The following is a 25,167-nucleotide window of genomic DNA, read 5'->3' on the forward strand; positions in this document are numbered from 1 at the left end:
AATCTTAAGCGCTGATGCCGGTGATTTTCACGTCAGTGAACCACTGACGATGGCCCGCTTGCTTACGGTAGTGTTTACGACGACGAAACTTAACAATCTTAACTTTCTCGCCGCGACCGTGAGCAACAACTTCAGCTTTGATCTTACCGCCATCGACGAAAGGAACGCCGATTTTGATTTCTTCACCATTGGCAACCATCAGAACCTGATCAAACTCAATAGCTTCACCGGTTGCGATGTCCAGCTTTTCCAAGCGAACGGTTTGACCTTCGCTTACTCGGTGTTGTTTACCACCACTTTGGAAAACTGCGTACATAAAAAACTCCGCTTTCCGCGCACTCAACGTATGATTATCCAGAGCGCGCTATAAATATTCACAATAGGGCGCGAATTCTACGCAAAAAACCTGAGGATGACAAGTGCAGAATCGAGCGATGTGAAGAAAAAGAATACAACATATCAACTGCCGTTTATCTCTCTCATTTTTCCAGTACAATCGGCTCAACAAGTTCCATCACATGCCGATATAAAACAGCAATCTTATTTACGGCAATGCTGAAGAAATTAGCTGGCGCAAACAATGAATCTAGAAAAAATCACAGCGTTAACCACTCATGACATGACAGCCGTTAATGAAATAATTCTTGAGCAACTGAACTCGGATGTCGTTCTCATTAACCAACTCGGCCACTATATCATCAGCGGCGGCGGTAAGCGTATCAGACCGATGATTGCGGTACTCGCCGCCAGAGCGCTCTCCTATGAGGGACGCAAGCACATCACCGTGGCCGCGTTGATCGAATTCATTCATACCGCCACGCTATTGCACGATGACGTGGTGGACGAGTCCGATATGCGCCGCGGTAAAGCGACGGCCAACGCTGCGTTCGGCAACGCCGCCAGCGTACTGGTCGGCGATTTTATCTACACCCGCGCCTTTCAGATGATGACCAGTCTGGAGTCGCTACGCGTACTGGCGCTAATGTCGGAAGCCGTCAACGTGATTGCCGAAGGGGAAGTGCTGCAGTTGATGAACTGTAACGATCCCAACATCACTGAAGAAAGCTATATGCGGGTGATTTACAGCAAAACCGCGCGCCTGTTTGAAGCCGCCGCCCAATCATCGGCGATTCTGGCCGGCGCGACCTCCGGGCAGGAAAAAGCATTACGGGATTACGGCCGCTATCTGGGAACCGCTTTCCAGCTTATTGATGATTTACTCGATTACAACGCCGACGGCAAAACGCTGGGTAAAAATACCGGCGACGATCTCAATGAAGGCAAACCCACCTTGCCTTTGCTGCATGCGATGCATCATGGCAACGCCGAACAGAGCGCCATGATTCGTCAGGCGATAGAAGAAGGCAACGGACGCCACCTGCTTGAACCGGTACTTGCCGCCATGCAGCAGTGCGGCTCGCTCAGCTATACCCGTCAACGCGCGGAAGAAGAGGCCGATAAAGCGATTGATGCGCTACGGCCATTACCGGATACCCCTTTCCGCTCGGCGCTTGAAGGCCTCGCTCATTTAGCGGTGCAACGAGATTTCTGACCGCGTTGCCTGCCAGCTAATCATTATGCCGTCTGGTCATCCGCGGTATTTTCCAGACGGGACAGCATAGCCAATGCGCCTTCGCGCAGGATAAAATTAATCAGCCTGGACTGCTCGCTTTCCGAAAGCTGCTGGAAAATATGTATCCATGACGCCAGTAACGTCGGTTCTTGTCTGGTTTGATATTCCGCTACCGCGCGCTCTTTCAGCAACAGCGACTTTCTCACTTCCTGCGGCAAACTGCGAATGGAATACTCGACGCCGCGCCCCTGGACGCCTTTGCGCCTGCGCTTCTCCCAACCATCCTCACGCGCCCGTTTGTTTAATCCTTGCGGCGTTTTAGGCAACCCGCCAACGCCGGTCAATTCATTGGTTGCAAACCACTCTTTATCCATACCCATCACTCCCTTGTTTATTCCCCGGGCAATTTCACCGGCCGCCCTAATCGTTTCCAAATAATAAACCATAATTACCTAAACATCTAACTTTATCCTGTTATTGGTTCACATAATAGATCGGGAATTACGATAAATGCCGACAGGGCGGCATAAAGAGAGGAAGGAAAAATAATGGAAACACCGGGAAAATACCATCATGGCGGCAAAGGCGGATGGCACTGGCGAAACGGCGGGTTATTCGACGTCGGTCGGCGCGTCGGACTGCGCTTCCGTCACCGTAAGCCCAAGCTGGCACAGCATGGTCGATACGCCGACGCGAAGAACGTAGGCAATCAGGTCATCTCTCTCTTTATCTGAAAGCTGGTGGTAAATCTGCATCCAGATGGCTTGGCTGGCGGGCTGCAGAGGCGCATAATCCGGAGACTCGCTCTCCTGCAACAACGATTGTTTCACCGGTCCGGGCAGGCTGTGAAGGGAATATTCCACCCCTCTTCCCTGAACGCCTTTACGACGGCGCTTTTCCCATCCGTCTTCACGAGCACGCTTGTTCAATCCCTGTCTTGTTTTCGGAAGGCCGCCAATGCCAACCAGTTCGCTGGTAGCAAACCACTCTTTTTTCATCGCCTTTCATCCTGATAGTGCCATTCCTAACAAAAACGGACTCATTTGGAAATTAATTGAGAAATTAATAGAAAATTGATGCTATATTATTTCCAAATAATGGTAACACGTTAGCCTGGCATATAACTAACATTCGTTATTTATACCACTAATACACAGTCGTCTTATAGCAATAAAAGGAAGGATTATGACTTTAAGGAAACATGACTGGCATCCCGCTGATATCATTGCCGCTTTGCGCAAAAAAGGCACGACGCTGGCTGCGGTATCACGTGCTGCCGGATTAAGTTCATCAACGTTGGCCAATGCACTATCGCGTCCATGGCCGAAAGGGGAGTGGTTAATAGCCGATGCGTTGGGGATCCATCCATCAGAGATCTGGCCGAGCCGATATTATGATCCGGAAACCAACCAGCTTATTGACAGAAAAAAACTTATTCGGCCCCAATAAGTAAAAAAGCCGGAGGTAAAATCTCCGGCTCTGACTACTCGTATCACGAAATTCCAAGCCCACTAAATTTTACGCGCTGATTAACCTTTGACAAAAGACTCGCCTAATTCGATATCCTGATTCAGCGTATCCAACATATTTTTAAGCGCCGCTTGCTCAAACGCACTCAGCGTACCGATCTCTTTGCGTTCAACAATACCGTTTTTACCCAGCAGGACCGGCTGGGCGAAGAAGCGGGCATATTGGCCATCGCTTTCCACATAGGCGCATTCGACCACGCCATTTTCCCCTTGTAGCGCCCGGACCAGAGACAGGCCGAATCGAGCGGCCGCCAGCCCCATCGACAAGGTTGCGGATCCGCCGCCTGCTTTCGCTTCAACGACTTCGGTGCCCGCATTCTGGATACGTTTGGTCAGATCCGCCACTTCCTGCTCGCTGAAGCTCACGCCGGGGATTTGCGACAACAGGGGAAGAATGGTCACGCCGGAGTGCCCGCCGATGACGGGGACGTTGACATCTTCCGGTTGCTTGCCTTTGAGTTCGGCAACAAAGGTATTAGAGCGGATGATATCCAGCGTGGTTACGCCGAACAGTTTATTTTTGTCGTAAACGCCGGCCTTCTTAAGCACTTCGGCCGCAATGGCAACGGTCGTATTGACCGGGTTGGTGATAATGCCGATACAGGCTTGCGGACTGGTACGGGCAATTTGCTCAACCAGGTTACGAACGATACCCGCATTGACGTTGAATAAGTCCGAACGGTCCATACCCGGCTTACGGGCGACGCCGGCGGATATCAGCACGATATCCGCGCCGACCAGAGCAGGCGTGGCGTCTTCGCCGCTATAGCCCTTGATTCTGACCGCGGTAGGAATATGGCTCAGATCGACCGCAACGCCCGGGGTTACCGGCGCGATGTCATAGAGAGATAATTCTGAACCTGAAGGAAGCTGGGTTTTGAGGAGGAGCGCAAGGGCCTGACCAATGCCGCCTGCCGCACCAAGAACTGCAACTTTCATCCTAAACTCCTTATTATCGTAAAGTACAAAAATGCCGTTAATTCATTTAGTTATAGAATAAACATCAGAAGAAAAACAAAGCGTATTTACTTACCGTCAGCGAAAATAGTTGCCTAAAGACTGAAAACACCCTATGTCTATAATAATAAACCAAAAAACGCTATTAATTAGAAAGGTAAGTAAAGTTAATGAGCATTTGGACTAATAATGCAGCGCGCATTTATGATCGGTTAACCTGGGAGCGATAGTACACCGATCGAGAGTAGCTAAATAACATCATTTTGATAACATTTAATTCACCTTTATGTGACGTATGACGCATTTTTCAGACACGCCGCAGAGATAGTTTTGTTATGGCGGACTATCCCTTGCCCGCCCCCCTGCGGGCCGCCGCAAGCGGCGATTTTTTGAACCGTCAACAGCGCCGATTGGCGATATAATAGGCAGCATAGTTGCATAAAAATTCACTAATCTGCATAATAACGCCACAGATAACCATATGAATCCGGTGCGGAATGCGTAACTCGACAAAACAGGAAGACTTAGTTAAAGCGTTCAAGGCGCTGCTGAAAGAAGAAAAGTTCAGTTCTCAGAGCGAGATCGTCCAGGCTTTGCAGGAAGACGGATTTGAAAACATCAATCAGTCCAAAGTCTCCCGCATGTTAACCAAGTTTGGCGCCGTGCGTACCCGTAACGCCAAAATGGAAATGGTTTACTGTCTGCCAACCGAACTGGGCGTGCCCACCACCACCAGTCCGCTCAAAAACCTGGTGTTGGACGTCGACTTCAATGATTCCGTGGTGGTTATCCACACCAGTCCCGGCGCGGCGCAGCTGATTGCCCGCCTGCTGGACTCCTTGGGTAAATCAGAAGGGATCCTCGGCACCATCGCCGGCGACGATACCATCTTCACCACCCCAGCCAGAGGATTCAGCGTTAAGCAGCTCTACGAGGCGATTCTGGTATTGTTCGAGCAGGAACTCTAGCCCGACGGCAATAACCGACGGGCAAGGGATAGCCCGCCATACGTAAAGCCGTTATCGCCAGTAACGCCGGCTACCGATGATTACCCGTTCAAAGGGCGGGCAATTCGGCCAGAGGCCAACGCGGGCGCACGCTGATGCCGAGTTCCCGGCTTTCACCCTGTTGCAGGCGAACCGTTCCCGCGTAGGCGATCATCGCGCCATTGTCGGTGCAAAATTCCGGCCGGGCATAAAACACCGCCCCGCCCCGTTTTGCCATCATCTCGCCCAGACGCTGACGCAGCGTACGGTTGGCACTCACCCCGCCCGCCATCACCAGCCTTTTGAACCCCGTTTCATCCAGCGCGCGACGGCATTTAATCGCCAGCGTATCCACCACGGCATCTTCGAAAGCGCGGGCGATGTCCGCCCGGGTTTGTTCATCATCGCCGTTATTGCGGATAGTGTTGGCGGCAGAGGTTTTCAAACCGGAGAAGCTGAAATCCAGCCCGGGGCGATCGGTCATGGGACGCGGGAAGGTAAAACGCGCGGCGTCGCCGGCCTGCGCCATTTTTGACAGCATCGGCCCGCCCGGATAATCCAGCCCCAGCAACTTGGCGGTTTTATCGAACGCTTCGCCCGCGGCATCATCGATTGATTCGCCCAGCAGCCGATACTCGCCAATCCCGGTCACGCTGATAAGCTGCGTATGGCCGCCGGAAACCAGTAACGCCACAAAAGGAAACTCGGGCGGATTGTCTTCCAGCATCGGCGCCAGCAGATGCCCTTCCATATGGTGCACCGCCACCGCCGGCACGTTCCAGGCGAAGGCCAGCGCGCGCCCTACCGTCGCCCCGACCAGCAACGCGCCCGCCAGTCCGGGACCGGCGGTATAGGCCACGCCGTCAATGTCGCCGGCGGTTAAATCCGCTTCACGCAGCGCCGCCTGGATCAGCGGCACCGTTTTACGCACGTGATCGCGCGAAGCCAGTTCGGGAACGACGCCCCCGTAATCGGCGTGGAGTTTTACCTGGCTGTACAACTGATTAGCGAGTAAACCGGCCTGCGTGTCATAGATGGCCACGCCGGTTTCATCACAGGATGTTTCAATACCCAATACGCGCATTGCGGTTCCTACTTTTATTAGGGACAAGCCCGCATTAATATGCGGGAGGTTACTGACAAAGTTGCCTGTAAGCCTGAGATACCCGGGCCTACCGTACCGAGGGGCTATTATGGGACACATCCTTGTGTCCCACCCTGGTGGGCCAGCATAAATGCTGTTCAAATTTGCTCCCGGCAAATTTGTCGGCGGCTTGCGCCGCTACGGCCCCTCGGTACGCTCTCCCTAATAACGAGCTTTGTCGATGTCAATGATCTGCGGCATGCTTCATGCGGCGGATAGTCTACCATAAGCCTCCCGGTTTCTGCGCCGGCGAAGGCTGCGCGTTTTATGATCGTCCTGCCCCTTTACAAGGGCGCCCTGTTTGCAGTAGAATTCCGCACCATTTTGAAAAGGCTGGCACAAGGCCAGCGGCAAACCGAATTTATTGAGGTGAGAGGCACATGCCGGTAATTAAAGTACGTGAAAACGAGCCGTTCGACGTAGCTCTGCGTCGCTTCAAGCGTTCCTGCGAGAAAGCGGGTGTTTTGGCTGAAGTTCGTCGTCGTGAGTTTTATGAAAAACCGACTACCGAGCGTAAGCGCGCTAAAGCGTCCGCAGTAAAACGTCACGCGAAGAAACTGGCTCGAGAAAACGCACGCCGCACTCGTCTGTATTGATTTTCCGGAGGTTCTTCCTCCACCGCGTGATTAATCCGCAGACTTAGTAGTTGCATACGAAGGCCGTGCATTTCCGAAAGGAATGCGCGGCTTGTTGTCGTTTATAAGCTGTCGTTTATAAGTTTAAGAAACAGGGGCTTATGGCTGGACGAATTCCACGCGTATTTATCAATGACCTGCTGGCTCGCACCGACATCGTCGATCTTATCGACGCGCGCGTCAAACTGAAAAAGCAGGGCAAGAATTATCATGCGTGCTGTCCGTTTCACCACGAAAAAACCCCTTCATTCACCGTAAATGGCGACAAACAGTTCTACCATTGCTTTGGCTGTGGCGCTCACGGCAACGCCATCGACTTTTTAATGAATTACGATCGTCTCGAGTTCGTTGAAAGCATTGAAGAACTCGCCACCATCTACGGCCTTGAAGTGCCATATGAAACCGGCACCGGGCCAACCCAGCTTGAGCGCCATCAACGACAAAGCCTGTATGCGCTGATGGAAAAACTGAGTTCGTTCTATCAGCAAATGCTGAGTCAAGCGACCGGCGCTCCGGCATTGCATTATCTGCAACAGCGCGGCCTGAGCGCCGAGGTGATTAGCCATTTCGCCATCGGTTTCGCGCCGCCAGGCTGGGATAACGCCTTAAAGCGTTTCGGACGCAATAATGACGATCGCAGCGCATTGAACGATGCCGGCATGTTGGTGACTAACGATCAGGGCCGCAGCTACGATCGTTTTCGTGAACGGGTGATGTTCCCTATCCGGGATAAACGGGGACGGGTTATCGCCTTTGGGGGACGGGTATTAGGCGATAGCGTGCCGAAATATCTGAACTCGCCGGAAACTGAAATCTTCCATAAAGGCCGCCAGCTCTACGGCCTGTATGAAGCGCAGCAAAACCACCCGGAACTTAAGCGATTACTGGTGGTTGAAGGGTATATGGATGTGGTTGCCCTGGCGCAGTTTGGTATTGATTACGCGGTTGCGTCGCTGGGAACCTCCACCACCGCCGACCATATTCAGCTACTCTTTCGCGTCACCGATCAGGTCGTCTGCTGTTACGACGGCGATCGGGCCGGACGGGAAGCCGCATGGCGAGCACTGGAAACGGCGTTACCCTATTTGAACGACGGCCGCCAACTGCGCTTTATGTTTCTGCCGGATGGTGAAGACCCCGACACGCTGGTGCGTAAAGAAGGCAAAGTCCTTTTTGAACAGCGCATGGAGCAGGCGTTACCCCTGTCGCAGTTTCTGTTTGAAACCTTGCAACAGCAGGTAGACATGAGTTCGCCTGATGGGCGGACCAAGCTCAGTTCACTGGCGCTGCCCTTGATTGGTCAAGTGCCCGGTGAAACGCTACGCTTGTATTTGCGCCAGCAGTTGGGCAATAAACTGGGGATTCTGGATGACAGCCAGTTGGACAGGCTGTTGCCAAAAGTGGCCGATCATGCTCAGCCCTACCAGCCGCCCCAGCTAAAAGTCACAACTATGCGTATACTTATAGGGCTTTTAGTTCAGAACCCTAGACTTTCAGCAGAAGTGCCTGAACTGGCGCTGGAAGACATAGAAGAAAGCAAAGTGGCCGGCCTGTCGCTGTTTCGGGATTTGGTAAAAACCTGCAACGCCAGCCCCGGAATGAGTATGGGTCTGCTGCTTGAGAAATACCGCGACAGTAAATACCGCAAACAGCTTGAAACCATGGCTTCCTGGAACCATATGATCGAAGAGGATGAACTGGACGATAAGTTCAGGATAAGCCTGGCGGAACTCTACGATCAACTGCTGAAACAACGTCAGGAAACATTAATCGCCCGTGAGAGAACCCACGGGCTTAACGCCAAAGAGAGAAAAGAACTTTGGTCGTTGCAACTGGCTTTAACCAGAAAAAACTGATTACCGAGGCTTAATTGCCGATAAATAGCAGGGTAGAGCCCTGCAAAGTGCCGCTACAGGGGCCGCGGCGATAAGAAAAAACACCCTAAATGCTATTGTTGGCGAACTACGCCGACCGACACCAACCCAAATACTCTGAAGTGTGGATACCGTCTTATGGAGCAAAACCCGCAGTCACAGCTAAAGCTACTTGTCACCCGTGGTAAGGAGCAAGGCTACCTGACCTATGCTGAGGTCAATGACCATCTGCCGGAAGATATCATCGACTCCGACCAGATCGAAGACATCATCCAGATGATTAACGACATGGGCATCCAGGTGATGGAAGAAGCGCCGGATGCCGATGATCTGTTGCTGGCAGAAAATACCAATGACGCAGACGAAGACGCGGCGGAGGCTGCTGCTCAGGTGTTATCCAGCGTTGAGTCCGAAATCGGCCGCACCACCGATCCGGTGCGTATGTATATGCGTGAAATGGGTACCGTCGAACTGCTGACTCGCGAAGGCGAGATCGATATCGCCAAGCGTATCGAAGACGGTATCAACCAGGTGCAGTGCTCCGTCGCCGAATATCCGGAAGCGATCACTTACCTGTTGGAACAGTACGATCGCGTCGAGGCGGGCGAAAGCCGTCTGTCCGATCTGATCACCGGCTTTGTCGATCCCAACGCCGAAGAGGATATCGCGCCAACCGCGACCCACGTCGGTTCCGAGCTCTCCAGCAAAGAAATAGAGGATGACGAAGAAGAGGAAGATGACGACGACAGCGACGACGATAACAGCATCGATCCGGAACTGGCGCGTCAGAAGTTCAACGACCTGCGCGAGCAATATGAAACCACCCGTCAGGTGATCAAGGCCAACGGCCGCAGCCACGCAAAATCGGCCCAGGAAATTCTGAATCTGTCCGAAGTCTTTAAACAGTTCCGTCTGGTGCCTAAACAGTTTGATTTCCTGGTCAACAGCATGCGATCCATGATGGATCGCGTGCGCACTCAGGAACGGCTGATCATGAAGCTGTGCGTGGAACAATGTAAAATGCCGAAGAAAAACTTCGTCACGCTGTTCTCCGGCAACGAAACCAATGACTCTTGGTTTATCGCCGCCATTGCCATGTCCAAGCCGTGGTCTGAAAAGCTGCATGAGGTTGAAGACGACGTCAAGCGCAGCCTGCAGAAATTGCACCAGGTCGAAGAAGAGACCGGTTTAACCATTGAACAGGTTAAAGATATCAACCGTCGCATGTCGATTGGCGAGGCGAAGGCCCGCCGCGCCAAAAAAGAGATGGTTGAAGCCAACCTGCGTCTGGTTATTTCCATCGCCAAGAAATACACCAACCGCGGGCTGCAGTTCCTCGACCTGATTCAGGAAGGCAATATCGGCCTGATGAAAGCCGTGGACAAGTTTGAATATCGCCGCGGCTATAAGTTCTCAACCTATGCCACCTGGTGGATCCGTCAGGCCATTACCCGTTCCATCGCCGACCAGGCGCGCACCATCCGTATTCCGGTGCATATGATTGAGACCATCAACAAGCTCAACCGTATTTCACGCCAGATGCTGCAGGAAATGGGCCGCGAGCCGACGCCGGAAGAGCTGGCCGAACGCATGCTGATGCCGGAAGACAAAATCCGCAAGGTGCTGAAGATCGCCAAAGAGCCGATTTCGATGGAAACCCCGATCGGCGATGATGAAGATTCGCATCTGGGCGACTTTATCGAAGACACCACGCTGGAACTGCCGCTGGATTCCGCCACCTCGGAAAGCCTGCGTTCAGCGACGCACGACGTACTGGCCGGTTTAACCGCGCGCGAGGCGAAAGTGCTGCGTATGCGCTTCGGCATCGACATGAACACCGACCATACGCTGGAAGAAGTCGGCAAGCAGTTTGACGTGACCCGTGAACGTATTCGTCAGATCGAGGCGAAAGCGCTGCGTAAACTGCGTCACCCGAGCCGCTCGGAAGTGCTGCGCAGCTTCCTGGATGACTAATCCATTTCTCAATGCTTACATCGCTGAAATAACCCCGGGCCTGCCGGGGTTATTTTTTTATATGTAGCGCCTGGTGCAACGCCCGATAAGACGCCACCAGCGACTCCAGCGTCGCGCGATTTAGTCCGCTGGGGTTCGGCAGTACCCAAACCTGCGTTTTGCCGATGGTCAACGCCTGACGCCCCCACGCCACCTTCTTGATACCGAAAGCCTGACTGAACGCCTGCTTGCCCAATACGGCAAGCGCCCGCGGCTGGTAGCGCTTTATCTTTTCAATAACGGCTTCACCGCCCTGCAAAAGCTCATTCCTTTTCAATTCGGTCGCTTCCACCGTTGCCCGATCCACCAGCATGGTAATGCCGCATCCGGTATCCAACAGATGCCGCTCCTCTTCCGGCTTAAGCAAACGCTCGGTGAATCCGGCCTGATGGATCACTTTCCAGAACCGGTTATTCGGATTGGCGAAATGATAACCATGATGAGCGGTCGATAATCCCGGATTGATGCCGCAGAAAACGACCTGCAGGTTGGTTGCCAGAATATCCGTGAACATAACTTCCCCTTTATGGCGTGCTTTCCGCCGTTATCGCAAAATCTAACAATAATAACAACAAGCTATCCTGCATAGAAAACAGACATCCGGCCGAACAGCTATAGACCTTTCCCCGCACATTACCGTATAATCGTCGCCCGTCCGGCCCCTTAGCTCAGTGGTTAGAGCAGTCGACTCATAATCGATTGGTCGTTGGTTCAAACCCAACAGGGGCCACCAGAATTTCAATAACTTACAAAAAAACGTGAGTTATCTTCATTATCTAGGATACCTATAGGATACTCGCAATAGGTATAAGCTAGTAACGATTTGGCCAAAAGCCTAAACGTGCAGTTGGGTCGTGGCAGCCGGAGTAACTGCTTTTAAAGATAAAAGTGCCACGGGTCTGAACTCTTACTCCCAACTCATCAAGAGACGGTAGGAACCATGATGGAGGTCAAATGATCGACTCTGTTATGGGCTCAGACCTGCTATCTAAGCGTGCACAAGCTGTTGCTGTGCTGTTTACGGCATTCGCTACGGGGGGAATATCTCCGCTCATAGCAGTGTTATTAGCAGTCGGGCTCACTTATGTTTTGCATAGATAGCGTACGGGCAACCTTAATCATGCTAATAATTATCAATGGTAAGAAGCATCACTGGTTTCAACTCATTATTTCACAGCAAAAAGGAGTTGTTTTATAGTCGATGTACGTATTACTTGCATTACCCTCTCAGACACTAATGCAGTTCACGAACATATTACTCATGTGGGCAGCCCCCAATTTACCCCATAAGGTAGCAAATGGACTGTAGCCCAAGTAATAAATACAATAGAAAGTAAACAACACACTTTCTATGTTTCTGACAGTAATGGTAATCGCGCAGACGTAGGTGTAGTTGATCCCGGAAACGGTAGGAAAAAATATATACGAACGTATGCAGATGGAAAGTGGAATAATAATTTGCTCTCTTTACCACTTTGTTAAAGTCGATAAATAGAAAGCATCCTTTTCATTTTATTTTTAATATTTACAGCATGAAACGGTCGACTTAATATCTATTCCACCAAAGGCGTTAATGAATATCTTTAGCGCCTTCTTATAATGTTTATAAAATTTCCAAACGATACCGAAAGCACAAACACAAAATAGGGCCGCATAAGCGACCTTTAAAGACAGCCAAACAGTGAAAGTTACAGCCCCATAGACTTCTTGACCAGTTCACCAATGATGGGCCACACCGTTTCCCGGAAGCGATAAACAGCATTTACCCGCAGACCGAAGTGCAGTTGTGCAGTTGTGCATCATCCATCAGATACGCAATTCCATCAAATATGTGGCGTCGAAGCACCACAAAGCGTTTATGGCCGACCTGAAGCCGGTTTACCGCGCGGTATCGAAAGCGGCGGCGGAAACCGCGCTGGATGAGCTTGAAGCCCGATGGGGTCAGCAGTACCCGGTGGTTATCCAGTCATGGCGTCGGAAATGGGACAATCTGTCGGCGTACTTCAGCTATCCATCCGATATTCGCAAGGTCATTTATACCACCAACGCCATTGAGTCGGTGCATCGGCAGTTCAGAAAGTTGACGAAAAAAAAGGCGCATTCCCTAACGAAAACAGCCTGTTAAAGCTACTTTATCTAGGGCTGATGAATGCGCAGGAGAAATGGACAATGCCTATCCAGAACTGGAATTTGACATTGTCACAGTTAGCCATTTATTTTGACGGGCGACTGAATAACGTAATTACGCTGTAATGATTTTATCGTGACACAGAATTCTGAACGCTTCGAAAGAACTAGCTGAGCTGGACGAGTCCTTGGATTAATTAACCCAAGAATATATTAGCAACCTATGCAGACAATTTGGCGTAGTCTCTCAGACTATAGCAACATCGCTGATAGTGGCAGGTGATAATCCGGTCCGCCTGAAAAGCGAAGCCGCACTAGCAGCACTTTGTGGTGTCAATCCGTTGCCAGTATCTTCTGGAAAAACGGTCAGGCATCGATTAAATCGTGGCGGCTCTCGTGAAACGAATATACGAGGGTTTGCAACTTGGGAGCAACAATACAGTTTTAATTAGCATGAGGGTCTTCCTGTTTGGTGAGCGCTCCCCATGAGACGGGCATACAAAAAGCACCAGGCTATATGACCAAACCCAAAGATGCCACCCCCTCTTGAGGCAGACGCTGATGGGTCGCGAGCAGCATCTTCATTTCTCGTAAAACAAAGCGCGGCATCCAACCACACAGCGACTCAAAATCAAACCGTTCGCTGTTGGCATTTCCTTCAGGCGTCACCCAGCAATTTAAGATCAGCTCATCATAGAGCCACCCATCCAATTGCAGGCTGATATCGTAATCGCTAAGTAGCTTACAGTGCAGCTGATGGGCGATTTTTAAGCCCGCCACATCCAAATCGCCAAAATAGAGCAGTTGTTTTACCTGTTCGACCTTGAGAAGTTGTGACACGCACTCTGCTTGGCCTGACACTTTGTTACCCGCGCCATAAATAACCAGTGACCAGTGAGTCTGAACTCGATTAAGTTGGCAAAGTCGATAATACACATCAGAGTTTTCAACAATAATAGCCGGAAGATCGCGGCAACCTGATGACTCATACGGTAAAGGCGGAGCACGTCGAAACGCGCCCATATCAGCCAAAGTCAGTGTGACATGCTTCCAGCCGTCAGGCGGCATGGAATCCAGTGCTTTTTCATCACCAAATATTAGCAGAGACCGCTCACGGTGTCCGAGCAAGCCCGGAAAGAGTGGCTTGTCGCCCTTAGTTTGGTGAAAGAGATATGTATTCAACTGCTGTAAACGTGCCTTGATTGGCAGTGTCAGTTGCCCTGTAATACGTTGCGCCAACCAAGGATGCCAGGCTATTTCTGATGCAGTTTTCGTAGGGACGATGGCACCTTCGTAAACAAAAATATTTGGTAGGTTCATACCCCGCCAGTAGCGATGCCAGCTAGCTTTATGCTTAGGCTGAGCCCGCCAGTCCCCTTCAAGCAGTTGCGTAACGGCCTGACTCAGTAAACCTGGAACATCCTGGCGCAAAGCCTCTTGGCTATGTGCTCCTAATACCTCATCCAGAACCGCATTGGCTTTAACTGTTCGGACGGCCTTACCGGCGGCAAGACGGTGCTTATTTGCTGTCGACTCCAGCCGGGATAGCCAGATCATTACGCTACTCATACCATACCTACCTTAAAAGACTGACTCGAACTTTGGCTTAGCAACCAGGGAAGCCGACCACAGGGCGTGGCGTTCTTTATCAACGGTTACCAGATCGCGCCGCCTCAGTTTCTGAACTTTGTTCAGGAAGAGATGGTTATCAAACATCGACTGGGCGTTTTCATCCGAGATGCCAGTCAAGTAGATGAGCTGGATTTTATAAGCCCTGGCCATTTGGGTTTGAATTCGCATCAAGTCATCAGCATTCGATTTACCCAACGGGTTGTCGGCCAGTAAGAATCCTGCACTTGAAATACCCGTATCGTATTCACGCACTTTGCCGACCGTCACAAACAGCAAAAAGGCAGATGTGAGGCGCTGCCCACCTGAGCCTTCGAGCCGGGTGACAGGAGTCCATTGTGGACGACTGGCATTCGTCTTCAGCAGACGAACTTCCAGCTCCCCTTCACCAAATACCGACTGAACCAAATCTGCTGTCAAGGCGTCCCGGTTTGGCGCACGGGGTACCTGCCCTCGGGCTATCCACTGCTGTAAGCGGCTACTGGCAAACCCCCTGAGATCAGCGGTGACATCACGGAACCGGTCAGTCATTTTGATAATGGGGCGACCAGGCAGTACAGGGCAGTCATCAGGAATTTTGACCGACATCGCGCGCTTGAGGAGTTTAATCGCCCCCTCCAGATGTGCAGTCAGATGGGTGACAGTCAGTTCAATCGAACGCTGGAATTGTTCCAAGCTGTCCTGCACCGCTTCGAATACCTGCGTGATCCCTGTACCGACCCTGTCCAAATCGCCCAGAACTTCATGATAAGTTGCGATTGAGTCCAACTGTCGTAAGTATTCCTGACTGGCTCGGATATCTGGATCCTTGACCAACTCTTCTTCGATTCTTTTGCGGAAGTGTCCCCAGACCGTAGCGACACGTATATTTTGCTGTTTAAGCGTTTCTTTTAGGCTTGCGTACATTTGGCATTGCCTACTCAGCGCGTCAGCATACTCAGTGATACTCAGAATCCTGCCAGGCAGACCCGCCGCAGAACTCGGAGTGATGGACTGGATCGTCGCCTGAGCTGTTTTGGCGTTCTGTAGTCGTTCTTTCACATTTTCAATCTTTTTCAACAGCAGCGTTTTTTGCTCCAGTTGGAGTTTGAGCTGGTATTCAGTTTCATGGAGGCTGTTGGCGATTTCAGCCAAAGACGTTTGGATTGCCTCTATCTCGACGGGTTTCTCTTCCCACACAAAGTCCTCATCAAGCGCGTTGCGGGCATTCGCGCAATTTTGGGACAAATTTTGCAGAGTTACCTGCGAGTTAATTAGATTCTGCGTGAATTGTTTCTGCTGTTCGTTAAGGCGTGCGATGCTGTTGTTAATTACCGCTAGCTCATTGATAGCCGCCGCTTTTACCTCATCCGGATATGCACTGTAGATGGGTTGAGCTGTCAAACGCTCAGAGGCGTAACATTGTGCCTGTTCAGCATCTTTCCGTTGTTGCTTGAGGGCGGTTACCTGATCACCGTTGGCTGCTTCGAGTAATTGTTTGAACGCCTGAGCAGCCTTCTCATGGGCATCTTTGGGGCTTCGTCCTTCCATACCTTCAGTCGCCGTAATCTCTGAATAGAACGGCTCGTTGCATAGTTTGTTCCATTCGCTAATCTGGATACTGATATAGGTTTGTTCGGCGCGCTTGTTATCCGCGAGCTCTTTCTGCCGCTCTTGCGCCTCCCTCAGGTTAACAAGAGTCTCCTCGCTTCGCTGAATCTGCTCGGCTAGCTGTTCCAGTTTCATTATCGCCGTTTCACGCTTCGCCCATTCCATTTCAACAAAACGGCTCAGTTTATCATGTGCTTTTTCGGCCTGAATTTTTTGCTGTTGGGCACTATTTAACCGCGCCAGAGCATCCGCTTTCTCGTCGCGCAGTGTTTGCGCATAATGCTCCGCCTGCTTAAGTGCTACATCAGCATTTTCCAACATTAAGCGGGCCTGCTCGCGGTGGTCAACCAGTTTTGCCCAATGTTTACCATACTGATCGTAATGCAAACGCCAGTCCCCCCTGAAAGATTCCAGTATATTAAAGGCGCCCTCCGCAGCCTTCACACAGGTCTCCTGCGACGCTACAGCGTTCTCCAACTCTTGCAACCGGGCTTCGTAAGCGGCCTTGCTATAACCGTGTTTATCGGGGTTTGAGAGGACGACCTGCACCAATTCAGGCGTTTCTCTGCGGAGATCCTGTGCTTCATCCAGCAGATAAACAGCAATAGGCGCTTTCTTCCAGGACAGTTTCTCACTGATTTTGTGGACTAACTCAAAAGTTGCATCGTCGAGTGCGACTAGGCTCAGGTAACGGCCTGGATCATGATCGATCACTGCAGCGATACTCTCCGCCTCATCGTGGAAAACAGAGGCCAGATAGTGGGGAAATGCCCAGAGCTTATCCCGTGCAATGCCCGACGCATAGAACGCTTCAAGCGCCTGATTGTTCTGCTTAGTGACCAGTTCATGCCCCGTCAGTTTTAACTCTTCCAGTTCGTGCTGTGCTTGCAGTAAGCGCTGTTTCATTCCATTCAGCGTTTGAGCATTCGCATTTAATACCTTCTCGAGCTGTAATCCGCACCGCTCGCTGTGCCAATTTATGTCCTCAACGTCAAGATCATGTTGCGTTGACGCTGGTAGTGTTTGATAGGTTTTTACTAAACCCTGCGCGCTATCCATTGCCGACTGGTGCTTTAGATCTGCTTGAGTGCACGTCTGCTGGGCCTTACTTTGCTCAACTAACGCATTTGTCACTACATTCTGCTGCGCTTCCAGCGCCTGCTCTTTCTGATAATGGGCAGTATTAGCCAGCTCTTCACTCTGCTGCGCATCATGTAAGGTTAATTCCAGTCGGTATTGAGCAGCACCAGGCGTTTCTCCCTTTTGGATCAACCCAACTTCACATAGTTTTTCCCGTTGCGATTCGCCCTGGCGTTTGTCTCTTTTATATCTGTCACGATCCGCCTCCAGGCCGCCCAGCGTCTTTTGTAGTTTGTCGTATGACTGTCTAAGGGCATTACTTTCCTTGCTTATCTGCCCCTGCTCTTCCGCAAGCTTCGCCTCCTGCTGGCGATGCCTGTTGATTGCCCACCCTAATACGCCCAAGGCCTCGCCAGCAGTACGTTCAAAAATCACCTGCAGTGGCCTTTCCGTTTCACTTTGGAATACCTTCAGATCTTCGTCTGCCTGACGGTATGCATCCAGAGCCTTCGCATAAGCTTTGTAGTCTATAGCGGTACGAGTAATCTCAATTTGACGTTGATTGGCATCGGCTTCATCTTTAAGCGCGTCGACCCTAGTTTTTTGTTTGTTGAGCTGATGCTGTGCGAGATCATATTCAAGCAGCGCTCTGCGCTTGCCCAACAGTTCAAGCAAAAACCCCTTCTGGTCAATGTGTTTTTGCAAGTTTCCCGTGTCATCTTCTAGCTGTATCTGTTCAATCTGAGCTTCCCCAATAAAAGCTGTGAGATCGCGCATTGATTCGCGGAAGCCGTCATCCAACAGTTGCTGCTGCGTCTGAGTGCTTTCCAGTTGTTTGGCGGGTTCAAGAAACGTCTGCCAGTTAGCCAGCACGTCCTTTAGAAATGACTCGTTACGACGGATCCCTTCTAGCTCTCCCTGACGTTCAACTTCATGCGCTACCAGTTCCCGCAGCCGCTCAGTTGCATCTTTAGACATGGTGCAGGCAAAGAACGCACCAAGGAAATCATGCTCAGTTTTGTATTCAATAAAACGGGTCAGGCCACCTTCTTCGGAGTTGAAGGTCACCATTGTTTTGATGAGATCAACGTTGATTTGTTGTTCCAGCAAAAATGCGCGCCATTCGCTCTGCCTGGAGGTTTTGCGCCAGTGCATCCCCCCCTCGCTGCCCGCTTTGAGATTAAGCCAGCTTTCGAAGCTGTGCAGGCTATTAGCGTAGGAACGTAGCTCAGAATCGCGTTCCGCGCGGGAATAAGAAGGGACTTCGTCAAACGGCGCCCCCAACAGGGAGTCAGGCTCATCACAAATAAACAGCGTGCGGTCAACATCATCCCCATTGCGCTGATGAGCATGCCCCAGTAATAACGTTTGGCCTGATTCATTGACCATCTCTACCAGGATAACAGAGAGCTCTTTATAGAAGTAATTGCGGTAGTGGTATTCACTTTGCCGACGGTTAGCCAGGTATTGGGTGAAATCACTAACGGAGGGCTCAAAAATCGATAACAGCAGTGCGATGTAGGTTGACTTACCGCCCCCATTAACAAGCTGCTGATAGGTACTGGTCACCACCTTCGCATTCCTGACGGGCGAGCGCTGCCGTTCAATAGCAGGACTATCGACCGCTTGAGACAGGCCAATATAGTCCAGCGTGAGGTCTTTGTAGAAGGCTTCTTCATGGCCTGCGCCATCTATATAAACCCGTTTAATCAGCCACATATTTAAATCTCCAGCAAGCGTTGCGTATCTGAGGTTCCAGTGGGGGCAGGACGTTCATTGACCGGAGGGAACCTCGGGGTGCCTACTAATGCAGCGATATCGCTTTCAACTAGATCTAACGACCGATCTTCTGTGGCTGGACTGATGCTCGTCACAAAACGCACCGTCTCTTCGATACCGGTATGGCGCAGATAGTGTTTGAGCTTTTGGGTCGGATACCAGTCGGACTCACCCGACAGACTGCTGTCTTCGGCCAGAAAACCTTCCTCCTGAAGCAACTGTATCCAGCGCGTCGCCATTTCTGTTTGTGAGCGAATACTCGAGACACGACCCACCTTTTCGTCGTGAATGCGAGGAATGCGTTCTTCCTGCACAAACCTGGCCACCGTTAGTAGACCGTCGACGGTATCGTCGCCCTCGACCTTGCGTTGTGCAATTACCTGGTCGGCAACATCATTGAGCCTGGCCACTACCGAGGCAGCATTAATGGCACTACTCTGACCGAATTCGACACGAACCGTGTCCGGGGTTGGAAACAGCTCGGCCAGCAGCGCAATCAGGGTTAAGCCTGCAAACAGTCGCTGCTCTTTGCGTTCTTTACTCAACTGCTCCCCCGTTATTTCTGGCAGCAGGCGCTTGTTCAGCCAACCTAAAGACGAAGCAAATGGGCCTCGGCCATCTGCTGCCAGTAATACCCCGTACGACTCATGAATCCCGAGGTACCGCAATTTCATGCCTGCCGCGACGCCACGGATAATTTCAGCAAACAGGGCATCACCTTGCAGGTCTAGCGCACGTTGGATCGGCTCATCTCCCATTTTGTATCCCAGTGAGTTCATAATTGCCTGTGTGGCAATCTCGGCGTAGCGTTTAGCTTGTTGATGCGTGTTGTCGGACATAACTACTCCTCAACGGGGTGTACGGGAGCGATCGTTAACAGTTTTAAATTGCTAGCCCACCATCGCGCTGTTTCGATAGCGTCGCCGCTTATCTCCACCTCTATTGTGGGATCACTGTTAGCCGCCACACTGCCAATATGAAGTAAACAAACCTGTTGTTCTTGTTCGGACAATTCGTCGCACTCATAGGCGTCGAAAACATCTCTAAAGCTCACATGCCCCCGATTCTTCAACCGGTCACTCACCCAATCGCTGCATTTCTTAATGACAGACTCAGGGATCCCACACAGGTTGGTTTCAATAGCTACGGGCTGGTCGGTAGGGTCCTGTATCTCATGGGGCAGCGCTTGTTCAAATCTATCAAGATAGAGGTTCAACAGCGCCTCAAGGTCAAACAGGATGTGTCGATCATCATCCTGACTTCGGGGAGCCAGCGCGCGTGTGATGAGATCATCTATTTCCTTTTCGACAGTGTCGGGGGAATGTAACAGCAAGGGTTTGAGTGCACCTTTTTCCAGCGTTTCACGAAAAAGGGTGTTATCTCTGGGAATAATGAGTTTCAGGCGAGCTCGCTCAAAATCTTTGTTCACATCATGTAAGCAGTCTTGATAGCGCTGAGTAAAAATGCAGACATCGGCAAAAATCTCTTGCGCATTACGCAGCTTATTTAATTTATCGGGGTGTAATTCTGAGCGTCCATCAACGAGCATTTCCGTAATCGCCGACATCGTGGTCCGAATATGCTCCAGCACTTCCCCAGTCTTATCAAAGGAGTCATTAAGTACCGGACGAATATCCCGCGCATAGGATGCACTCAAATCACCAGACTGAGCGGCGCGTACTTTCATCCGCATCCCAATCAGATATTGCTCCAGTTGCCTCTGAGTTGACTGAATCTGATGCACTGCCTTGTCGATCTCACCGCGACGGATGGTTTTTAACGTGCGCCAGGCCAGAATAGCCGCGCGTTCAATCGGCGTTTCATCCAAACGGAGGGTATAGAACAGCATTCCTTCATCGGTCAGTGACCAGAGAATTTCATCTGAGCCGGATAGCTGGTCGTAGCGGACCAGACGGACTATCTGTTCTTCGGAATGCGTTCGTTGCGTGAAGTCGTAATAACGGAGACGGAAAGGGTCTTTAATCGCTGCAAAAATCTTGCTGGCAACCTGCGCGTAGACCGAGGCTTCTTGTCCCGGATATGCTTCATTGAGGTGCCCAACCAGGCATAACTCCGCTTCTTTCCGCGTCATACCGGGTTGGCGCTCGCGGTCAGCATAATAAAGCATGGCGTCAAAGAGATGCATGATAGCCGCCAGCGCATCAAGCTCGACGCCTTCCCACGGATTGCGCTGTAGGATGCGATAGATTGAATCCAGAGTCCGCACGACCAGCAATGCATGAGACTGAATAGTCAGCTCGCGGCGTGCCATAGATTCATTACGAGCCTGCTCCAAAAACTCTAGCGACATAGCATTCTCCCTAAGTAACAGGGCCACTATAGTACGGAAAAACAATTTATACAAAGAAACTTTGCCTAAATTTTTAAAGTGGCAATGTTATTTGTTTTGAAGCAGTTCACCTACTATACTGAATCCATACATCGGATCGCCAATAATTAACCCGCAAAGACAAAACAAAACTGGTATGTATTACTCAACGTTTCTTGAGAAACACAAAACATCCCTCAGCCACGCACAGTGGTTGCGCTTGCGCTATATCGAGCGCCAGCTACTGTGGGAGCGAAAAGTCACTTCACGCATGATTGCTGAAGAGTTTGGTGTCTCAGCGCAGCAAGCCCGTACCGACTTACGAACCTACCTTGAGGTAGCGCCAGGTAATGCTTTCGAGCAGGGAGGTGGCCGAAAGGGATATTTTCCCAGTGCGACATTTGTGCCTGTTTTGCTGGGAGACAACGACCTAATATGGCGTGCGACGGCCGAGTTTCAATCGCCACAAACGGCTCACGCGCAGGAAATTCCACTCATACATCGCGCAGTGCATAGCCGCACACTGGCAATTTTTTTGTCAGCGATCGAGCAGCGGGGCCAGGTGCAAGTGGCCTATGCGTCAATGGAAAACCCGGAAGGCACGTCCCGTACACTGACCCCTACGGTTATTATCACCGTCAATGGGCGTCAGCATGTACGTGCCTATGACTGGGGCAGTTCGACGTTTAAGGACTTTGTTTTGGCGCGATTTCTGGGCTTACCGGAACTGATTGTCCCAGCGGCAGCCCCACCGCGTGAAGACACTGCGTGGGAGATCGCGATCCCTGTACGTTTTATTGTCAACCCAGCTCTAAGCAAGGCGCAGCAGGAGGTGATTAAGCGGGACTACATACTCGAACCACGTGAGTTCAGTATTCGCGCACCGATGATTTTTTATTTGTGCCCCGAGAACAATCTGCCTAAAACCGACGATGAATATGCACAGGCTACTGATCCCAGTGGTCAAGGCCCCTTTGTCTATCCAGTTCTTGCTGTACATACCCAAACAGGTGAGCCTATTCACAAATACCGCCATGCAGGCGAGAGATAGATAGCCCTTCTGTTTGCTAATTTATTACCATGCGCTGTTACTGGGCGGATGATGGCCTGGAGACCTGAGCGGAGATCACGACCGTAGAGGATATCATCTCTAGCATATTCATGTAGTTGCATCGGAATGCAACGCCTGATCGTACAGGGTAGACTATCGCTACCGAAGTGAATGTAAAGAGGCAGCCTTTCGTCAAGCCACGCCTTAATGAACACATCAGCATCCACACCAAAGCGAGGGGCCATTTCCTCCAGAGAGTAAAAATCTTGCGCCATATCTTTCCCCTAAAACTATAGAGTAGTTAGCGCGCATATTTTACACGTAACTTAATAATTAATCAGTACTTTTAGCAAGATCTGGAAATCTCGGTGCATCTGATTAATCCCATGAGAAACCCAAGTTCCCCTTAGTAACAACCAACAAATAACAGACTTGCTAGCCCACCCTATCCGAACTAGAATCAGGACTGAAACAACGAGGCTTTCCCCATGACAAAAAAAACCGTACACAATCAGATCACTAAAATGCAAATCTACCGCGCCGTTGCCAGCTCAACCGCAATCGAAACCGGTGTTTCTGTGCAAAAAATTGAGCAACAACTCAAAAAAAATCAGGCGCAGGCGAAAGCCGTTGGCCTCGCTCGTTAATCTGGCAAGATGTCGCCCACCAGTTGCATCATGGGACTGTAGTTCCCTGATACGCCTGCTTGTATTGCCTTGAAGTAAAAAGCCTTATGCTCATCCCATAAGCTGTAATCCAACAAGCCCTTTCCCGCCAGAACCGACAGTACATCGCAAAGCAGTCGCGACAAACGCCCGTTACCTTCTCTGAATGGATGGATCAAAATAAATTCCACATGGCATTCAGCCAGATAACGAACCAGCTCAGGACGAGCCAGGGATTTCAGCTCACCAGACCGGGAAAGATACTGCTTCTCGAAACCATCAAGAAGAAGCGGAATCCTGTCGGCAGCGGCAAACTGAAAACCGTCTTTAGTCAGGTTGGCATTGCGTAATCTTCCTGCCCAGTCATACACATTCCCCAACCATTGGCGATGCCACCCATTGATGTGCTCAAAAGCCAGCGCCGCAGGCGGCTGGCCTTCGATAAATAGCTGTTCATAAAGCATTAGCAGTAGGCCAGACTCCAGCGCCTCCATTTCCTGTTCATCAATGATCCCCAGTTTATTAGCAAGCACCAGGTCACCAGAGCCCGGCTGATACCGCTCTTCTGCTGAATTAAGCTCATATTTTGACAAGCTCTTACCTCCACCCAAACAAGTTCACAACGTTATTTCCCTGCTGCCGTTGATAGTTGTTAACCCGATCATCCCAGATCTCAAGCGACCTGCGCTTTTCTGTCAGGTAATCATAACGGTCATAGTGCTTCGAGCTGACGTCGTTCAAAGCGTGATTCTGGATACGGTCACGGATCTCTTTGCTGCTCCCCGCCTCCCCCCATCAGCGTTTTACAGGTGCGACGTAAATCTCGCGCTGTGAAAACTTTAAACTCAGGATTAAATACATGATAGAACGCGCCAGGCTGTCGGTGCGCACTGGGCGCTCACCGTTTGTCGAAAGTGGGAAGATGTAGGAACTGTTACTATCCTTAGTGAGCTCTTTCACTAAGGCTAATTCCTGTAGTGCCGATTCAGTCAGCGTGGTCAGGTGTTCACGCTTGTTTTTCGATACATCGGCTATAACCAGTAACGTCTTTTGCTGCCAGTCAATCGTGCTCCACTGGCTGGCAATCATTTCAAACGGACGTTGCCCGCCAGCATAAACGCAGAAGCGGATAAGATGCTGCATCAACGGCCCAACGTTGGTTGCCCGAACTGCTCCATGACAAAACGAAGCTCTTCCAGCGTTAACCATGTATCACCCACTTTTTCCGCCGAAGACTGCTTCGGTATTGCCGACACAGGGTTAACTTCAAGGCCAAACGTGATACCCACACTGGTATTCATCGGATCGTTATCGGCTTTCAGACCGCAGTTAAATGCCGCCATCAGGTAGGAACGAATTCGGTTTGCATGGACCGCTGGATAATGCTTGAGAGAATGGTTTTGATCTGTAGAGGTGTGACATCCTTCGCTTTGGTTTCGCGAGGAATGACAGAATAGCACTCTTTTTCAAGACGCTTCAGAACATCGGCTCAGGTCCGCTTATTGTCGAGCTTCATCTTGTTAACGTAGCCATGCACCAGTTCTTTAAACGATCCCTGCGAACGTGAAGCTGCATGATGTGCTGCTCGGCCAGGCGTTGTTGCTCAAGCTCTTGCTGGGGATCTTTTCCTTCAACAAGCCAGGCACCATACTTTTTCGCCAGCTCATTGGCCGTCACCAGTTTTATCTCAGGCCAGATGCCTAACTGAATGAATCTCTCTTTTTCCCTTTCTCAACGTAGTAACGGAAATAAAAAACCTTGCTGCCTGAAGGCTGAACTTTGACGCCAAGCCTGCCGGTACTGCGCTGAGCGCTGTTGCTCCACACGTAATACGACGTGCTTTTTGTCTTCAAACCACGTATAGCAGTCTTGGTAAGATTAGCGGCCATTGAGGTTACCTTTCTAAGGATAAGCGTTACCTGACCCAACGCCCATTTTGGGTCAGGTAATGGGTCAGGTAAGGATAGTACAATGGGGAAACGAGACAACCAACCAGAAACGAAAATAACTTCATAACTTATTGATTATAAAAAATTAAAAATACAATAAGCGTCAATAGCGAACGATTAGAAACATGCCGATTTTATGACTCATAATCGATTGGTCGTTGGTTCAAACCCAACAGGGGCCACCAGAATTTCAAGGAGTTACGTCAATCGCGTGGCTCCTTTGTTTTTTCGGGGATAGGCCGGGGATATTTTGCAGG

At 50.7% G+C, this 25,167-nt stretch carries 20 protein-coding genes, 1 tRNA gene and 3 pseudogenes; 12 read left to right on the forward strand and 12 right to left on the reverse strand.

Going from position 1 to position 25,167, the window contains the following annotated elements:
- Positions 1–4: 4 nt before the first annotated feature.
- On the reverse strand, positions 5–316 hold the full coding sequence (gene rplU / locus EH206_RS18890; protein ID WP_009114476.1) for a 50S ribosomal protein L21: 312 nt from the start codon (positions 314–316) through the stop codon (positions 5–7).
- A 264-nt stretch (positions 317–580) separates the two neighbouring features.
- Here rplU and ispB point away from each other — a divergent pair, with 264 nt between their 5' ends.
- The gene (gene ispB / locus EH206_RS18895; protein WP_009114477.1) at positions 581–1,552 is read left to right on the forward strand and encodes an octaprenyl diphosphate synthase; all 972 of its coding nucleotides are present in this window, start codon (positions 581–583) and stop codon (positions 1,550–1,552) included.
- Between the two features lie 23 nt (positions 1,553–1,575).
- On the opposite strand, the gene EH206_RS18900 is transcribed toward ispB, so the two are convergent.
- A complete protein-coding gene (locus EH206_RS18900; protein WP_040344121.1) occupies positions 1,576–1,947 on the reverse strand; it encodes a DNA-binding protein in 372 nt (123 codons plus the stop codon).
- A 237-nt stretch (positions 1,948–2,184) separates the two neighbouring features.
- Entirely contained in the window at positions 2,185–2,571 is a 387-nt protein-coding gene (locus tag EH206_RS18905; RefSeq protein WP_009114479.1) for a DNA-binding protein, read from the reverse strand.
- A gap of 187 nt (positions 2,572–2,758) precedes the next feature.
- Between EH206_RS18905 and EH206_RS18910 the strand changes: the two genes are divergently transcribed.
- Entirely contained in the window at positions 2,759–3,022 is a 264-nt protein-coding gene (locus tag EH206_RS18910) for a helix-turn-helix domain-containing protein (RefSeq protein WP_009114480.1), read from the forward strand.
- An 80-nt stretch (positions 3,023–3,102) separates the two neighbouring features.
- Here the strand turns inward: EH206_RS18910 and mdh are convergent, their stop codons facing one another.
- Positions 3,103–4,041 carry a malate dehydrogenase gene (gene mdh, locus EH206_RS18915; protein WP_009114481.1) on the reverse strand — a complete coding sequence of 313 codons (939 nt, stop codon included), beginning with the start codon at positions 4,039–4,041 and terminating at the stop codon, positions 3,103–3,105.
- Positions 4,042–4,556: 515 nt separating this feature from the next.
- Here mdh and argR point away from each other — a divergent pair.
- A complete protein-coding gene (gene argR / locus EH206_RS18920; protein ID WP_009114482.1) occupies positions 4,557–5,027 on the forward strand; it encodes a transcriptional regulator ArgR in 471 nt (156 codons plus the stop codon).
- Between the two features lie 88 nt (positions 5,028–5,115).
- On the opposite strand, the gene tsaD is transcribed toward argR, so the two are convergent.
- Positions 5,116–6,129: a tRNA (adenosine(37)-N6)-threonylcarbamoyltransferase complex transferase subunit TsaD gene (tsaD, locus tag EH206_RS18925; protein WP_009114483.1), complete on the reverse strand. Its 1,014-nt coding sequence runs from the start codon at positions 6,127–6,129 to the stop codon at positions 5,116–5,118.
- A gap of 440 nt (positions 6,130–6,569) precedes the next feature.
- On the opposite strand from tsaD, the gene rpsU reads away from it, so the two are divergent.
- The 3 genes from rpsU to rpoD all read left to right on the forward strand — a co-directional run bounded on the left by rpsU (position 6,570) and on the right by rpoD (position 10,672).
- Complete coding sequence (gene rpsU / locus EH206_RS18935) at positions 6,570–6,785, forward strand: 30S ribosomal protein S21 (RefSeq protein WP_001144069.1); 216 nt, start codon at positions 6,570–6,572, stop codon at positions 6,783–6,785.
- A gap of 140 nt (positions 6,786–6,925) precedes the next feature.
- On the forward strand, positions 6,926–8,680 hold the full coding sequence (gene dnaG, locus EH206_RS18940) for a DNA primase (protein ID WP_009114484.1): 1,755 nt from the start codon (positions 6,926–6,928) through the stop codon (positions 8,678–8,680).
- 156 nt (positions 8,681–8,836) lie between these two features.
- Positions 8,837–10,672: an RNA polymerase sigma factor RpoD gene (gene rpoD / locus EH206_RS18945; protein WP_009114485.1), complete on the forward strand. Its 1,836-nt coding sequence runs from the start codon at positions 8,837–8,839 to the stop codon at positions 10,670–10,672.
- Positions 10,673–10,721: 49 nt separating this feature from the next.
- On the opposite strand, the gene mug is transcribed toward rpoD, so the two are convergent.
- Positions 10,722–11,225 carry a G/U mismatch-specific DNA glycosylase gene (gene mug, locus EH206_RS18950; protein WP_009114486.1) on the reverse strand — a complete coding sequence of 168 codons (504 nt, stop codon included), beginning with the start codon at positions 11,223–11,225 and terminating at the stop codon, positions 10,722–10,724.
- Between the two features lie 143 nt (positions 11,226–11,368).
- Here mug and EH206_RS18955 point away from each other — a divergent pair.
- The 4 genes and pseudogenes from EH206_RS18955 to EH206_RS18970 all read left to right on the forward strand — a co-directional run.
- Positions 11,369–11,444 (forward strand) — tRNA-Ile (locus tag EH206_RS18955).
- A gap of 593 nt (positions 11,445–12,037) precedes the next feature.
- Positions 12,038–12,193, forward strand: coding sequence for a DUF3892 domain-containing protein (locus EH206_RS23455; RefSeq protein WP_232216613.1), 156 nt, complete (start codon positions 12,038–12,040; stop codon positions 12,191–12,193).
- Positions 12,194–12,435: 242 nt separating this feature from the next.
- Positions 12,436–12,964: pseudogene (locus tag EH206_RS18965) on the forward strand (IS256 family transposase); the annotation flags it as partial.
- Between the two features lie 140 nt (positions 12,965–13,104).
- A pseudogene (locus EH206_RS18970) lies at positions 13,105–13,245 on the forward strand (transposase); the annotation flags it as partial.
- A gap of 106 nt (positions 13,246–13,351) precedes the next feature.
- On the opposite strand, the gene EH206_RS18975 reads toward EH206_RS18970, so the two are convergent.
- From EH206_RS18975 to EH206_RS18990, 4 genes are read right to left on the reverse strand one after another with little or no spacing between them, the layout of a single operon-like run.
- Positions 13,352–14,395, reverse strand: a complete 1,044-nt coding sequence (locus EH206_RS18975; RefSeq protein ID WP_009114487.1) for a Wadjet anti-phage system protein JetD domain-containing protein — start codon at positions 14,393–14,395, stop codon at positions 13,352–13,354.
- Positions 14,396–14,419: 24 nt separating this feature from the next.
- Positions 14,420–18,856, reverse strand: coding sequence for a coiled-coil domain-containing protein (locus EH206_RS18980; protein ID WP_009114488.1), 4,437 nt, complete (start codon positions 18,854–18,856; stop codon positions 14,420–14,422).
- A 2-nt stretch (positions 18,857–18,858) separates the two neighbouring features.
- A complete protein-coding gene (locus tag EH206_RS18985; RefSeq protein WP_009114489.1) occupies positions 18,859–19,755 on the reverse strand; it encodes a hypothetical protein in 897 nt (298 codons plus the stop codon).
- Positions 19,756–19,757: 2 nt separating this feature from the next.
- Positions 19,758–21,227, reverse strand: coding sequence for a hypothetical protein (locus tag EH206_RS18990; RefSeq protein WP_009114490.1), 1,470 nt, complete (start codon positions 21,225–21,227; stop codon positions 19,758–19,760).
- A gap of 175 nt (positions 21,228–21,402) precedes the next feature.
- On the opposite strand from EH206_RS18990, the gene EH206_RS18995 reads away from it, so the two are divergent.
- Together EH206_RS18995 and EH206_RS19005 are read left to right on the forward strand one after the other, a co-directional pair.
- Positions 21,403–22,296 carry a BrxR family helix-turn-helix transcriptional regulator gene (locus EH206_RS18995; RefSeq protein WP_009114491.1) on the forward strand — a complete coding sequence of 298 codons (894 nt, stop codon included), beginning with the start codon at positions 21,403–21,405 and terminating at the stop codon, positions 22,294–22,296.
- Positions 22,297–22,784: 488 nt separating this feature from the next.
- A complete protein-coding gene (locus tag EH206_RS19005) occupies positions 22,785–22,943 on the forward strand; it encodes a hypothetical protein (protein WP_009114492.1) in 159 nt (52 codons plus the stop codon).
- On the opposite strand, the gene EH206_RS19010 is transcribed toward EH206_RS19005, so the two are convergent.
- Both EH206_RS19010 and EH206_RS19015 read right to left on the reverse strand, forming a co-directional pair.
- Complete coding sequence (locus EH206_RS19010; protein WP_009114493.1) at positions 22,940–23,554, reverse strand: Fic/DOC family protein; 615 nt, start codon at positions 23,552–23,554, stop codon at positions 22,940–22,942. The genes EH206_RS19005 and EH206_RS19010 overlap by 4 nt on opposite strands.
- A gap of 4 nt (positions 23,555–23,558) precedes the next feature.
- Positions 23,559–24,850, reverse strand: a pseudogene (locus EH206_RS19015) (tyrosine-type recombinase/integrase).
- Positions 24,851–25,167: the final 317 nt, after the last annotated feature.

The sequence above is a fragment of the Brenneria nigrifluens DSM 30175 = ATCC 13028 genome, from assembly GCF_005484965.1.
Classification (GTDB): domain Bacteria; phylum Pseudomonadota; class Gammaproteobacteria; order Enterobacterales; family Enterobacteriaceae; genus Brenneria; species Brenneria nigrifluens.